Source organism: Bacillus sp. JST-5, assembly GCF_057747715.1.
This window is the reverse complement of sequence record NZ_JBYLHW010000069.1, coordinates 1-13,451: the sequence shown is the minus strand read 5'-3', so window position 1 is coordinate 13,451 and position 13,451 is coordinate 1. Positions and strand designations below refer to the sequence as shown.

Annotated in this window: 14 protein-coding genes and 1 pseudogene; 9 read left to right on the top strand and 6 right to left on the bottom strand. The window is 34.0% G+C overall.

The annotated features are described in order from the left end of the window. Nucleotides 1-100: 100 nt before the first annotated feature. The 7 genes from AC3ASS_RS11950 to AC3ASS_RS11920 all read left to right on the top strand — a co-directional run bounded on the left by AC3ASS_RS11950 (nucleotide 101) and on the right by AC3ASS_RS11920 (nucleotide 5,954). Nucleotides 101-310, top strand: a complete 210-nt coding sequence (locus AC3ASS_RS11950) for a hypothetical protein (protein ID WP_220155733.1) — start codon at nucleotides 101-103, stop codon at nucleotides 308-310. An 80-nt stretch (nucleotides 311-390) separates the two neighbouring features. Beyond that, complete coding sequence (locus tag AC3ASS_RS11945) at nucleotides 391-1,401, top strand: DJ-1/PfpI family protein (protein WP_488283752.1); 1,011 nt, start codon at nucleotides 391-393, stop codon at nucleotides 1,399-1,401. Nucleotides 1,402-1,417: 16 nt separating this feature from the next. Next, on the top strand, nucleotides 1,418-1,852 hold the full coding sequence (locus AC3ASS_RS11940) for a DUF2269 family protein (RefSeq protein ID WP_220155735.1): 435 nt from the start codon (nucleotides 1,418-1,420) through the stop codon (nucleotides 1,850-1,852). A gap of 27 nt (nucleotides 1,853-1,879) precedes the next feature. Further along, nucleotides 1,880-2,494, top strand: a complete 615-nt coding sequence (locus AC3ASS_RS11935; protein ID WP_488283751.1) for a DUF2306 domain-containing protein — start codon at nucleotides 1,880-1,882, stop codon at nucleotides 2,492-2,494. 1,469 nt (nucleotides 2,495-3,963) lie between these two features. Continuing rightward, complete coding sequence (locus AC3ASS_RS11930; protein WP_488283750.1) at nucleotides 3,964-4,197, top strand: DUF6870 family protein; 234 nt, start codon at nucleotides 3,964-3,966, stop codon at nucleotides 4,195-4,197. Nucleotides 4,198-4,251: 54 nt separating this feature from the next. After that, nucleotides 4,252-5,649 carry a recombinase family protein gene (locus AC3ASS_RS11925; RefSeq protein ID WP_488283749.1) on the top strand — a complete coding sequence of 466 codons (1,398 nt, stop codon included), beginning with the start codon at nucleotides 4,252-4,254 and terminating at the stop codon, nucleotides 5,647-5,649. Between the two features lie 119 nt (nucleotides 5,650-5,768). Next, nucleotides 5,769-5,954, top strand: a complete 186-nt coding sequence (locus tag AC3ASS_RS11920; RefSeq protein WP_488283748.1) for a hypothetical protein — start codon at nucleotides 5,769-5,771, stop codon at nucleotides 5,952-5,954. 50 nt (nucleotides 5,955-6,004) lie between these two features. Here AC3ASS_RS11920 and AC3ASS_RS11915 read toward each other — a convergent pair. The 4 genes and pseudogenes from AC3ASS_RS11915 to AC3ASS_RS11900 form a co-directional block, all read right to left on the bottom strand. Next, nucleotides 6,005-6,118 (bottom strand): annotated as a pseudogene (locus AC3ASS_RS11915) (export ABC transporter ATP-binding protein); the annotation flags it as partial. 218 nt (nucleotides 6,119-6,336) lie between these two features. Then, nucleotides 6,337-6,969 (bottom strand): response regulator transcription factor, encoded by a 633-nt coding sequence (locus AC3ASS_RS11910; RefSeq protein ID WP_488283747.1) that lies wholly within the window; start codon nucleotides 6,967-6,969, stop codon nucleotides 6,337-6,339. Further along, nucleotides 6,947-8,068, bottom strand: a complete 1,122-nt coding sequence (locus tag AC3ASS_RS11905) for a sensor histidine kinase (RefSeq protein WP_488283746.1) — start codon at nucleotides 8,066-8,068, stop codon at nucleotides 6,947-6,949. The genes AC3ASS_RS11910 and AC3ASS_RS11905 overlap by 23 nt, the downstream gene beginning before the upstream one ends. Nucleotides 8,069-8,161: 93 nt before the next feature. Continuing rightward, nucleotides 8,162-8,851 (bottom strand): TerC family protein, encoded by a 690-nt coding sequence (locus AC3ASS_RS11900; protein ID WP_488283745.1) that lies wholly within the window; start codon nucleotides 8,849-8,851, stop codon nucleotides 8,162-8,164. A gap of 152 nt (nucleotides 8,852-9,003) precedes the next feature. Between AC3ASS_RS11900 and AC3ASS_RS11895 the strand changes: the two genes are divergently transcribed. Then, nucleotides 9,004-9,147, top strand: coding sequence for a hypothetical protein (locus tag AC3ASS_RS11895; RefSeq protein WP_488283744.1), 144 nt, complete (start codon nucleotides 9,004-9,006; stop codon nucleotides 9,145-9,147). A gap of 44 nt (nucleotides 9,148-9,191) precedes the next feature. On the opposite strand, the gene AC3ASS_RS11890 is transcribed toward AC3ASS_RS11895, so the two are convergent. Continuing rightward, complete coding sequence (locus AC3ASS_RS11890; protein WP_488283743.1) at nucleotides 9,192-10,523, bottom strand: polysaccharide biosynthesis protein; 1,332 nt, start codon at nucleotides 10,521-10,523, stop codon at nucleotides 9,192-9,194. A 433-nt stretch (nucleotides 10,524-10,956) separates the two neighbouring features. Continuing rightward, a complete protein-coding gene (locus AC3ASS_RS11885; RefSeq protein WP_488283742.1) occupies nucleotides 10,957-12,180 on the bottom strand; it encodes a DUF819 family protein in 1,224 nt (407 codons plus the stop codon). An 88-nt stretch (nucleotides 12,181-12,268) separates the two neighbouring features. Between AC3ASS_RS11885 and AC3ASS_RS11880 the strand changes: the two genes are divergently transcribed. Continuing rightward, nucleotides 12,269-12,697 (top strand): GNAT family N-acetyltransferase, encoded by a 429-nt coding sequence (locus tag AC3ASS_RS11880; RefSeq protein WP_488283741.1) that lies wholly within the window; start codon nucleotides 12,269-12,271, stop codon nucleotides 12,695-12,697. Nucleotides 12,698-13,451: the final 754 nt, after the last annotated feature.

Here is a 13,451-nt window from a genome sequence, read left to right as displayed (position 1 = left end):
GTGGCAAGTTTTTTTGTCTTAAATAGCATTAAATCAATAAAAATGTAAGTTTTTACTTAGAAACTTTTGACAATACGACAATTCGAAGGGAGGTAAACATATGGGTTTCGAAACATTCTTTCCATTCGGTGCTTTGTTTTGCCTTACACTTTTCTGCTTTATGGCGATTCGAATCTTTGAAATTCGCTATCGCTATAAAGATTCCAATCACAAAGACAGGGACATAACCATGATTCTTGAAAATCGGTTAGTCAAGGGAGAACTGAATGAAGCTGAGTATCAAAAGTTGAAAAAGCTTCTTACAAAATAAAAGAACGCTTCTTGTGGCAAGGGTTCAAAATAATTGCCAGAAAGTTTGATTAAATTTTTTTAAAAATGAAGGTCATATGTATGAATGTTCAAATTGTGTTATTTGATGGATTTGATTTATTGGATGTAATTGCTCCTTATGAAGTATTTATTGCAGCTGGAATGTACTCAAAAGAGGATATAATCGTTAAACTCGTTTCCGCTGAAGGGGAACGAATGGTGACAAGTGGGGTGAATCAATTACAACTCCAAGCAAGCGGCAAAATCGATTTGTCCTCTAAAGGAATCATTCTTGTTCCAGGGGCATCTGGTTCTGTTCATGATAATGGTCCAGATTCCATTCCAGTTAAATTAAAAAAAGCCGCTGAAACCGAGTTAAATAATCTACTACGAGAAGCAATGAAGAAAGCTGATATTTTACTTTCCACAGTTTGTGGCGGTTCTCTCATTTTAGCAATGGATGGTTTATTAGAAGGCCGCCATGCAGTAACGCATCATATGGGAATGGGTCTTTTGAGTGCTACTAACGCTATTCCAGTTAATGCCCGTATCGTAGATGATGGCGATCTTGTTACTGGTGGTGGCGTTACTTCAGGGCTTGATGTTGCGCTTTATTTAGTTGAGCGAGAGTTAGGCCCCCGTATAGCACATGCTGTGGAACAATTATTTGAGTACGAGCGCAGGGGTACAGTTTGGAAAGCTGAAGGAAATGCACCTAAAGAAAGTAATCATGAAAATCCAATGGAAACGGCAAGTTCTAGCTCCTCTAATCAAACTGATACTGATAAGAACTTTAATTTCCAAGGAAAATGGGATACTACGATTTCCACTCCTATTGGCGATCTTTCTGTTTTATTAGATTTATATTATGAAGATGGTCGTATAGTGGGAACTGTTAGGCAAGGAGATGATATTACTACGCTGGACAACGCTGTACTGGAAGGGAATCAATTAAAATGGTCCATGAAAGTGACGAAGCCTATGCGTCTTACATTAAAATTTATTGTTTCTGTAGATGGAAACAATATGTATGGTGAAGCAAAGGCAGGTATGCTTCCATCATCCAAATTAAAGGGACATCGAATTTCCTAAGGATGGAGTTGTAGTTATGTATTCATTTATTGTATTTGCTCACGTATTAGGTGCTTTATTGCTTGGTAGTTTTCTAGCTTTCCCATTTACGTTTAAATCTCTTTTGTCACGATCAGGTAGTGAATTGAAAATAGCTGTTAAAACATTAGTAGACTTTACCCGCTTTGCCCATTATGCATTAATTTTGTTAATCATTACAGGAGGATGGATGGCAATAGGATATGCCACTTATCCTTCTTTGTTATGGGTGGTGCTATCATTAATCCTGTTTATGCTGATTGGTGCCTTGATAGGTATGATACAAAATAAGTTGAAACGAGTTATTGTTTCTGAGGATCCTGACAATGCGTTACAACGAAATAAAGCCAAACTTAATACACTCGGTTGGTTTACATTTGTACTTATTTTTACCGTTGTATTCGTTATGACAAATCGCGGTTTATTTACCTAAATATTAAAAGAAAGGATAACGATAAAAATGAAAAAGAACATTTGGATCATTTTTTTAATCGTATCGTTCATGTGGGTCATGCATACATTTTCAAAAAATTTCATGATCGATCCCACTTTTCAGAACTTTCTTGCTAGAAAAGATGAAGTTCTAAATAACGAATCATTATGGATACTAATGATCAGATTACATATAATTTTTGCTATTATCTCACTAATCACTGGCCCCTTGGGTGTGATCAAGAAATTACGAATTAAATCGATCCAATTTCATCGCTGGAATGGTCGAGTCTATGTACTGTCTATTTTGTTAAACTTTATCCCTGGTGTTTACGTTTCTTTTTTTGCAACAGGAGGATGGTTGAGCACCATTGGATTTCTCGTTTTAAATACACTATGGTTTGGTACAACCATTCTAGGCTATATCAATATAAGAAGAAAAAACGTGATAAAACATAGTGCATGGATGTTAAGAAGCTTCGTTCTTACCTTTGCAAATATGTTCATCTACATCATTGTGGCCATTTCACACAATGCCTTGCAATTTTCGTATGGCACTTCATACACAATTGCTGTATGGTTATGCTGGGTGATTAGTTTATCGATTGCAGAAATCATGATACGAAAAAAAGTGATTATATAATTGGTTATTAATATGAATGTGGTCTTTGAAGAAATCTGTGATTAATTTTTCCACACGATAATTCCAATGCTCAACTTAAGAAAAATATAGAATAAATGTTCCCCACATATGATTAACCTGTCAAACTTTGAGATTCTTGAGATGAAAGAGAGTAAATATAATTACAGATTCTTAATAAAATCAAATATTTCACCACTTTTGGAACTGGCGGGTATTCTAGTGTTGCTGGTTTACCACCAATTGCAAGATCATTTTCAGAGATATGGGCTTTTTCATATGCAGTTCAACCCTATCCTACACAATTTTAGTAGACGTTATTCAGCATGTATTTTCGGTTGTTGTCACTTTAGTTTTCATAGCTTCACTACCAATCGTTTATAAAAGAGAACTTTTAGTTAAAAATAGCGGAGGACAATAAGCGACTATGTTAATAAACAATTCCTGTTATATGGTTATACAAAAAAAGATACTGCCACACAATTTAAAAAAACTTTATCTGGCAGTGCTCTTTCCAGACGACGGTTTAAATAGCAACCGTCTTTCTTTTTATACAGATTTTATAGATGGTACAAGGTTGATTTTTAAAAGAGAATGACGGCTCCTAGACGGTAGTCGTCAAGGAATATATTGAATGTTTGTTTTCTGATACCCTATTAAAAAAACTAAAAAGATTATCCGCCTACCCTAGATAAAAATGCTTATAAATGTAGTTTATTAGATCATATGAGACGAACTATTGAAACGCATAAACAGACTGTGCAAACTGTTTATATGTTTTTTGTTTATAAAAAAAGATTTATATAGTTTTTTACCAAAAATGCAACAAACCGCCTATTTGAATCGGGACTTAATACAAAGGGAGAAATGAAACAAGGTTTTCATAAATCAATATGGTATAAATCCAACAAGCGTTTCAATGGGATCTTGTATCACCTATAATTTTTTAAAGTTTTTTCAAAAAGATGCAACAAATCTCTCTTTTCAATCGGGACTTAATATAAAGGGGGAATTAATCATGTTATATTTATCATTTGTTTTTACTTATTAACGTCGTTTCCATGAACTTTTTTAGAAATAACGAAAAAAGCAATAAAAGAGTTGGCATTTTATGAAATGACTTGTTGAAGGATATGAAGGGAGAATATTGTTCCTTGACAAAGAAAGCATGGAAGATAACGCCATGCAGCATATGGACAATCCATCAGATACGTTCTACGAATGACGAGCTACTTGCTTCATGCGCCATGACTTTCCCTTGAAATGAGCGATGCCTCTTGAATCTCATGCCATGGTGATAAATGGCTGGCGAAGACTCATTCGTGTGGATCATGATACTCCCCTATAGTCATCACTCGAGCGTTCAAAGCGTCGCAAGTGATGAATAGGGCTGGAAGTTACTTGCAGGGGTGAAATTCCCGTGGAGCTGTACCAACAGCCGTCTGATGGATCATGGAAAGGAAGTGAAACAAATGAACAGGATAAAAAGAAAACAGGCGCATGCCCGTCCTTCCCTTGTAGACATTCGCCACGTTTATATCGACCCGACCTTACCACCAGATAAACAATGGAAAAAGTATTTCCATGACATTCAGAATCCAACTCATTTTCTATGTGGTCCGGTAACGGTACAAATTTGTTTTACAACAAACGGAAAAGACTTGGCACATCATATCACCCATTATTTTTCCCACTATAATCGCTGAAGAAAACACTTGTTCATGATACAATAAAGACGTGATTATAGAGATTGGAGGAACATGGCACGAGTAAAAAACAAACGAAATAAGCACCAACATCAAGTATGGAAGGTGGCAGTTTATATCCGTTTATCGAGAGATGACGGAAATGATGAAAGTTTGAGTGTCACTAACCAACGGAAAATCATACAGGAGTACCTTGAACATACGTTTGAGGGAGAGTATACCATTATTGACTACTATGTAGATGATGGACAGTCTGGTAAAACAGATTATGAAAGAATGGACTTTCAGCGTATGATTCAAGATGTGGAATCAGGTGTTGTAAACTGTATTGTCTGCAAGACCCTTGCCAGAGCTTTTCGAAACTATTCGGATCAAGGTTACTTTTTGGAAAGGGTATTTCCGTTACATGAGGTTCGGTTCATTAGCTTAGGAGATCCAGCAATTGATACGTATCTTCAACCAGAAATTGCTCAAGGGATGGAAGTTCCGATTACGGGATTAATGAATGATCGTTATGCCGCTAGAACATCGAATGATATTCGGCGTACCTTTGATATGAAACCGCGCAAGGGAGAATTTATTGGTGCATTTGCCCCTTATGGATATAAGAAAAACCCAGAAAATAAGAATCACCTGATCATTGATGAAGAAGCTGCACAGATTGTCCGAAACATTTATCACTGGTTTGTCTATGATGGCATGAGTAATAGCGGTATCGTCAAGCATTTAAATGAGCTTGGCATTCCGACACCAACAAAATATAAACATAACAAAGGATTGAAACATTACACCCCAAACTATGCTAAGAATGATGGCATGTGGAGTTTGGGTACTGTATTTCGCATCTTGCAGAATGAAATGTACATTGGAACAATGGTACAAGGGAAGCAACGAGTAATTAGTTATAAAGTACATGAAAAAATTGCTCAGCCAGAAGAAGAATGGTATGTAGTAGAAAACACACATGAGCCTATTATTGATCAAGCTACGTTTGAAAAAGCTCAAAATCTAGGCAAGCGTGATACTCGCACTGCCCCATCCAAAAAGCGTGTGTATCTTTTTTCTGGTTTCCTTCGATGCGCAGATTGTCATATGGGAATGACAAGAAAATCAAGTCGTAAGAAAACGAAGGCTGGTGTGAAAGAATATACCTATTATGTCTGTTCTACCTATGCAATTAAAAATAAAAATAAATGCACTCGACACAGTATTAAAGTAGAAGATCTAACGGAAGCTGTTTTAAAAACCATTCAAACACAGATTGCGCTTGTTGGTAATATTGCAGAGATCATAACAGAAATTAATCAACAGCCTATTGTCCATACGCATTCAAAACAGTTAGAACGACTATTGAAAACTCGTAAGCAGGAATTAGAAAAAATCACTTGTGTTACTGACAATCTTTATATGGACTGGAAATGTGGTGACATCACCAGAGCAGAATGCATGTGAATGAAAGCAAAATTTGAGCAACAAGCCGATGGAGTCAAACAAATGATCAGAAGATCGAAACAGAAATTACCATTACTCAAAAAGGGATTGGCGTAAACGATCCATATTTGAAAACCTTTTTGAAGCACAAAAATATTGAAACGCTTAATCGTGGATTATTACTAGAATTGATTGATACCATCTATGTTCATGAAAACAATGAAATCACGATCCAATTTACGTTTGCAGACCAGCATAAACGGATGTTAGAGTTTATGAAAGAAAATAAAAAGCAACACATGGCAATAAAAGACCAAGTCATGTGATACGTTGGCTTGGTTTTTCTATCTTTTTTGTATGTTTGTCTATATATCTATGCCCCATTTGGACCTAGTAAAACGACAATTTCCCCTTTTTCCAAATACATATTGACTTGTCGCACTACTTCTTTTTGTTTAAATCTTTTTGTTAAATCTATCACATCGATCATGGTTCTTCCTCCCTTAAAGTTCTACTTATAGTGTAAGGAATTAGTAAAAGACGAAATACTATCTTTAGTCATTACTTTCATTTATGGAATATGACTCCAGTCATTTTTATTTGGATTCCAATTTTTCCCCATAAAGAAAGAGGTAACAATTTTTTCATAAAAAAAAACAGAACTCTTAATAAATAAAGCTCTGTCTTATTAATTCTTTGATCCGTTCTTTAAATATCATGTTTCAAAGCATAAATAGCTACTTGTGTTCTGTCACGTAAATTTAGCTTTCCTAAAATTTGCGTAATATGATTTTTTACAGTTCCAATAGATAAATGAAGTTCATTGGCTATTTCTTTGTTTGTTTTCCCTTCGCCGATTAATTTTATTATCATAATTTCTCTAGGTGTTAATGTTTCATCGATTTTTTCCATTTCACTTGTTTTGCTTAATAATTTTGGCATCACTTTTGTTGCTACGTCCTCATGAATTAAAACTCCACCCGTAAGGCAACTATTTACAGCATTGATTAATTGTTTTCCATCAGATGTTTTCAATAAAAATCCGTTTGCTCCTTCTTTCAACGATTGAAGTGCATATTCGTCATCATTAAACGTTGTTAACATTAAAACTTTCACATTCGGCCACCGCTTTTTGATAATTCTTAACGTTTCAATACCGTTCATCTCAGGCATCCGGATATCTAATATGGCTAAATCGATGATTGTTTTCTCCAAATGAGAAATAGCTTCTCTTCCATTCTCAGCCTCTGCTATGACTTTTAACTTTTCATCTTGTTCCAACATCATTTTTAATCCTTGTCTTACAATTGCTTGATCTTCAGCTATTAATATTCTCCACATGTCCTACTTCCCCTTTTAACGGAAATGTTCCATTGACGATAAATGTATTATCCAGTTGATAAATATGTAATTTACCGCCAATTTCTTTTAACCTTTCCTCCATATTTGAAAGGCCAAATCCTTTTTTGATTGCTTTTCTTTCATAAATTTGGTTGGAAATATTAAACTCAAATTCTCCTATCGCTGATTTACCTAACACAATCTTTACTTCCTTTGATTGAGCATGTCTCATCGCATTTGTTAATGCTTCTTGAATTGTTCGATATAATACTATACTTTGGCGATTTGATAATTTCGTAGAAAGGACACCTTGTTTTGTCGTGAAATGAATATGTATATGACTTTCAGATTCAAGCTTACGAATTAAGTGGAGAACAGTTGCAATCCCTTCATGTTCACCAAATTTTAATGCTTTTACTGCATCTCTCGTTTCTTCTAAACTTTCTTTTGCGAGTTGCTTAATAATTTGTAAATCTTCCTTTTGATTTTTCATTGAAATCATTTCTAACTGCATTAAAAGAGCCGTTAATTTGTGGCCGACAGAATCATGAATATCTCTAGCTATCTTAGTTCGTTCTTCTAGCCTAGCTGCTTGATCCGACTCATAAACAGTCCGTTTTAATTTTCTATATTCAACGATTAGTTGTTCATACACATTTCTTAGCTCTTGCTTTTCTAAATAACTAATATTCAGTCGATCCACTAAAAAGAAGAACATTGCAAAAAATATGTAGGATTCCAATGGCCAATTAAATACAAATAACATATTGGTTAAAATAAAGCTTCCTGTTAATATCATAAAAATTCGCAACATCTTTGTAGTTAAATGATATAAAGCTTCTAATAATATATATAAAATTAATAATACAAAAAAAATATTTTCATTCGTATGAACGAAGATTGGAATTAACGAAATGATTAAATTTATTAAAAAATATAATATAAATGGGTGTTTTGTTAGAGGCAGAAAAAAATATGCGACCATTGTACATGTACAAGCTATTACGATATATACAAACTCCTCACTACCTATATAGGGGAACGAAAAACCTACCCATAATAGAAAAAATATCGAAAATCGTATCCAAAATTCTTTCATCTTTTCACCTCTTCCTTTTCATTTTAACTTAAACATTCAGAAAATAAAAAAATAATAAAAGACCCGGTGCACAAATTCCGGATCTTTTACCATTTATACAGAGTGTCGCTCTTCACTTTTATTTTTTAAATATCCTAGTAAAAGGATAAAAACAGTTATAAATACAGTCATGACATACATGATAGCCCCATGTTCTAAGTGGGTAATTTTGAGGAAGTTTGGGTCTTTTAAAATCATATCTCCAGCTGTCCAAGCAAGAATTCCCGAACCTATATACGCAATCCACTGATATTTTTTCATTACATGGACAATGATTTTAGAACCAAAGATCATCACAGGTATGCTAATTAACACACCTAACGCAATTAGCGCTATATGTCCGTCAGATGCTCCTGCGATTGCTACGACATTATCCAAACTCATCACTGCATCAGCTGTAATAATTGTCCCTATCGCTTTAATAAGACTATTTTCAGATTTTATTTTTGTTTCTTCCTCATGATCTACTAACACTTTATAAGCAATCCATAAAAGAAGAAGACCTCCTAATAGATGAACGAACGGAATTTTTAATAAATAAACAATAATGGCGGCAAATAAAATACGAAGAATAACCGCTCCTAGAGTCCCCCATAAAATCGCTTTATTTCTTTGCTTGTCTGGTAGTTTCCTAGTAGCCATTGCTATAACAATCGCATTATCACCTGAAAGTATGATATCAATGGCGATAATTTTTAATAAGGCAATCATAGTTGTCCCCGACCAATCAAAGCCTAAATCCATATAAGTTACCTTCTTTCAAAAATTTAAACTGATATTGTTAAAGATAACATATATACTATATCACTCTATAAAATAATTGTCTTATTAAATTAATGGGAATCCTTGTATGCCTTAGAGTCATTTTGCATAGATTACACTAAGGGGGGATTTACATGTTAGAATTATGGATTAAAACCATTTCACTTTTCATCGTCTTGTTTATAACAGGCGGTATATTAATCTATTTTATTAAATCTGGATTAAACTCAGAGGATAGTATAAAAATTGATCCGGACCCCACACAAAAAAAGGAGTAAAACATAAAATCATCCACCTTTAATGATGTAGGTGGATGGTTTTTTCAATCATATAAGATCGGTGAGTGTCTTTTTAACGTTATAGAAATTCCAATCTTCTTACAAACGGTTGTATAATGTAAGGCTGTTAATAATGCAGCTCCAGCATTCATTCCAATAATTATTCCTGCCATTTGAAATTGTGTAGTTGAACCTAATAAATACATCATTGCAAAGGAAATAATTGTTGATAAAATCGAATGAATAAACGCATCTTTCACAAGTCCTAACCCGATCAGAAAAGCTTGCAATGGAATAATAAAATAATGGAGGAGAAAGAATGGCCACAGTAATTGTAAATAATACGTGGCGGTCGTCGATTCAAAAAAGAGTTTAGTAATATAATCTCCAAAATAATAAAAGACAAAGCAAACCGGAATTCCGTAAATAAACGTGATAACCATGACTTTTTTCAATAATTGTACTAATCGTGTTTGATTTTTATTGGCATATGCTTCAGAAACAGTAGGTATTAATATAGTTAAAAGTGAATGGGCAATAAAAGCAGGGAAAAATCCAATAGTCATCGCTACTCCTGCTAAAACCCCAAATTGTTCAGTTGCTACTGTCATTGTCAAACCGGAAGCCACCAAAGCTGACTTAATTAAAAACGGCTCGATGGTGTTCGAAACTGCGTGAAAAATTCTCATCCCAGTCATCGGAATAGATACGGCCATTAAGTTAGAGCGAATAGATTTCGAAGGTAAAGATACACTGTCCGTTTTCCGTAATTGCCTCATCTGTAAAATGTAGGCGTGAATAAAATATACAAATACAATTAATTCACTTCCGATTAGTGCACATAATGCAATTAAAACACTTGTTTCAACATGAAATTGAAAAAATCGAAAAACAAACACGAGCAACAATAATTGACCCATTCTTCTTAATAAGTTTGCAAATGCAATTTTTCCCATATGTTGAATTCCCATAAAATAGCCTCGTGCAATCGAAGAAAAAGAGATAATAGGTATCAAAATTAAAACAATCCAACGAATGGAAGGATGTTGATCACCATAAATAGGAAGGATTGTAAATAGAAGTGTTGCCCCTAGCATAAGGACAATGGTTAAAAGAATTGCCAATCTCATTGCATATGAAAGCATATGCCGATGATATTTCGGTTCTTTTTCAGCTACAAACTTGGAAATAGAAATCGGCATTTCAAAACTTGCAATAATGACGACTAAAATGATAAACGGGAGAATTGACATATACTGACCCATGCCTAATTCTCCGAGCTCTTTAGCAAGAACCATATTTATTAAAAACTCTAAACATTCTCCAATAAATGCCGTTAAGACTAACAACAATGTTCCCTTAAAAAATGAACTCATGCTGCCTCTCCTTCTTTATAAATTTGTGTACATTACACTTTATGAGGCAAGTCCAAATAATATTTATATTTTGTAATATTAAAATTTGCCCCATAAAAATTTGGTTCTTATTCAATAATTGTGGGGACTAAATTTTTCATTTTGCTTCTCATTAAAGTCTCCATATGCAATTCTTCCTCAAGTTAGCAAATAAAAAAATATTATTCTTTGAGAAAAAATGATCTAGAATTTTGCAAGTTGCTGAAAAATTCTTATATCCCTAAGTTTATTCGTGTTTTGATTAACCAATTTCCAATAGACTTACCGACTTTAAATGTGACCATCCTAATCGAACAAATTCAACTTATCAGTTACAAATAAATAACCCTTACATCAACCATTCATATAAAGCCAATAAAAAAGAACCTCCAAAACGGAGATTCTTTTATTGATTTTAAAGCATTCCTTGGAAAAGATAGCCCATGAAACTGCCTATATAGTTTCCTATAATGTAACCTAATGTTCCAACTAACATGATTGGCACAATAAGTGGAGTCCACCCTTTCGCTATTGCCATGGCAGCAGCCGTCGTCGGGCCACCAATGTTTGCATTACTCGCTAAAATCATTTCTTCCAAGTTAAATTTGAACAATTTACCTACGCTAAAAGTAATTATCATATTAAAGAAAACAATGATAAATACAAATACTAGTAATAATGGAGCGTTTTGTAGTAACTCAGGAATGGAAGCAGGTACTCCTATAACAACAAAGAAAATGTAAATTAAATAAGTTCCTATTTCCTGCGCACCTGCAAGTTGTTCAAAAAACTTACTAAAAATTGTTACTGCTAAAACTGTAATTGTAGTTAGCATTAAATATTTATCTCCAAAAATACCATTTAAAACATTATATCCTACATTGACATCATCGCCGGAAGGGATAATTCCATCAAAATATTCCGCTAATTTAAACGATATAGCTACTATTACAAATGCACTTCCTACGGATAACGCAATATCTTTTAATGAAACTTCTTTTCTCTTCCAAAACGATGCTGCTTGTGTTTCTCCTTCTTGATTGGACTGAGCCTCTACTTGTTCGATATAAGGAGTTTGAAATTTGTTTCGGAAAAAGGAAATAGCTGGGATGGCAATTAGTACAAAAAAGTATATTGCCATCATTAAATTATCTGCGACAATAGTAGAAGATACCATTTCAGACGGCGCTTCGAACTTTGCAGCTAATGCAGCGAAGTTAACTCCACCACCAATGTATGAACCTGTCATCATAGCTCCAATGCTATCTAAAGCAGGAATAGCATCTTTTAATGCAATAAAAGCTATGTAAACTCCAACAACAGTACCAACGGAACTAATTAAAAATAGTAGAAGTAATCGTCCACTTTCATTCCAAATCTTTTTTAAATTTGCTTGAAATAATAATAAAGGAATTGCTAGTGGAATTACATAACTCCAAACAGTGTCATATGCTGGAGCTTCCGTTGGAATAACCTTTAAATTTGCTAAAATGAGAGCACCTAATAACGCAATAATCGCACCTGATACTTTTGAAGCCCATTTATATTTTTGTTCAAGGTAAATGCTAACAGCAGCCCATCCAGCTAAAAATCCCCATAATAACCACGTATCATTGGCTGAGATTAACGTAGATTCCAATATGACCATCTCCATTTCACAAAAAATAAGTTATTATAATATTACTTAATTAATTAATTATCAGATAATAATGATAAGGGGTATGAAAATGATAATTAAAGAATTGAAAGAACAATCCAATTGGTTAGAAGCCTTTCCAATTATAAAGCAGTTACGACCTCATCTTACGGAACAAAGTTATTTAGAATATGTTATTGATGCGAAAAAAAAGCATCATTATTTATTATACGCTATATATGAAGGAGAAAAAATAGTCGCATGTGTTGGATTTATGCCAATGACTACCCTTTATTATGGGCATTTTGTATGGGTGTGTGACTTAGTAACAGATGAAAAATATCGTTCCAAAGGATATGGAGAAAAGTTATTGAGCTTCGTTCATGACTGGGCAAAAAAGCATGGGATAAACACAGTTGCCCTATCTTCTGGAATCCAAAGAGAAGAAGCACATAAATTTTATTTAAATAAGATGGACTATCAAAAAGTGAGCTACGTTTTTAAAAAAGAGTTACAATGATCGGATGAAAAATAAACAGGTTTTAGTTGAAAGTAAGGAAGAAGGAGAAATTGAGGGATTCAATTTCTCCTTTTTGATTTAATTCAATGTTGGGGTGAACGTGTAAATGGGCAAAAAAACTTGCAACAAGTTTAGTTTTATTTGTAAGTTGAATGTTCGAAGTTGAAAATGTAAAAGAAGATGATCGAAATGACTTGCATTGCAAATTAATTTATTTGCAAGACGAACATTCAAAGGTGAATTTGTTACCCTAGTAATCAAAAAATCTTGTAACCCAGATTAATATATTTGCAACTTGATCGTTTGAGGTTGATGTTTTTTCAATAAGAAGGATTGGCGGGTGCCAATCCTGACCGATTGAATGTATATTTGCAACTCCGGTAATCGAATTTGCAAGTTTGGAATAAGTATTTGTAACTATCCGAAAGTTATTTTCAACTAGAAACAATCGTATTTGCAAGTAAAAGAAAAAAACTTGTAACTACTAGAAAATTACTTGTAACTCTTGATTATGAATTTGCAAGTCGACAAAAAATCTTGTAACTTGGATGATTTTATTTGCAAGATGAACAGCCAATATTAAAATTTATTCTAAATCGAGTAGGAGGGAGCGATTAACTCCCGTCCTCTCACACCACCGTACGTACGGTTCCGTATACGGCGGTTCAATTAAGATAATTGACGCAAGTCTTTATAACTTCCGTGAATAGCTGTTCTCTTTATGCCAGTGGTCACTCCACCCTCCAAGAGGTCT

Coding starts and splice junctions, on each gene's coding strand:
- AC3ASS_RS11950 (WP_220155733.1), top strand. CDS start 101: ATGGGTTTCGAAACATTCTTTCCATTCGGTGCTTTGTTTTGCCTTACA.
- AC3ASS_RS11945 (WP_488283752.1), top strand. CDS start 391: ATGAATGTTCAAATTGTGTTATTTGATGGATTTGATTTATTGGATGTA.
- AC3ASS_RS11940 (WP_220155735.1), top strand. CDS start 1,418: ATGTATTCATTTATTGTATTTGCTCACGTATTAGGTGCTTTATTGCTT.
- AC3ASS_RS11935 (WP_488283751.1), top strand. CDS start 1,880: ATGAAAAAGAACATTTGGATCATTTTTTTAATCGTATCGTTCATGTGG.
- AC3ASS_RS11930 (WP_488283750.1), top strand. CDS start 3,964: ATGAACAGGATAAAAAGAAAACAGGCGCATGCCCGTCCTTCCCTTGTA.
- AC3ASS_RS11925 (WP_488283749.1), top strand. CDS start 4,252: ATGGCACGAGTAAAAAACAAACGAAATAAGCACCAACATCAAGTATGG.
- AC3ASS_RS11910 (WP_488283747.1), bottom strand. CDS start 6,969: ATGTGGAGAATATTAATAGCTGAAGATCAAGCAATTGTAAGACAAGGA.
- AC3ASS_RS11905 (WP_488283746.1), bottom strand. CDS start 8,068: ATGAAAGAATTTTGGATACGATTTTCGATATTTTTTCTATTATGGGTA.
- AC3ASS_RS11900 (WP_488283745.1), bottom strand. CDS start 8,851: ATGGATTTAGGCTTTGATTGGTCGGGGACAACTATGATTGCCTTATTA.
- AC3ASS_RS11895 (WP_488283744.1), top strand. CDS start 9,004: ATGTTAGAATTATGGATTAAAACCATTTCACTTTTCATCGTCTTGTTT.
- AC3ASS_RS11890 (WP_488283743.1), bottom strand. CDS start 10,523: ATGAGTTCATTTTTTAAGGGAACATTGTTGTTAGTCTTAACGGCATTT.
- AC3ASS_RS11880 (WP_488283741.1), top strand. CDS start 12,269: ATGATAATTAAAGAATTGAAAGAACAATCCAATTGGTTAGAAGCCTTT.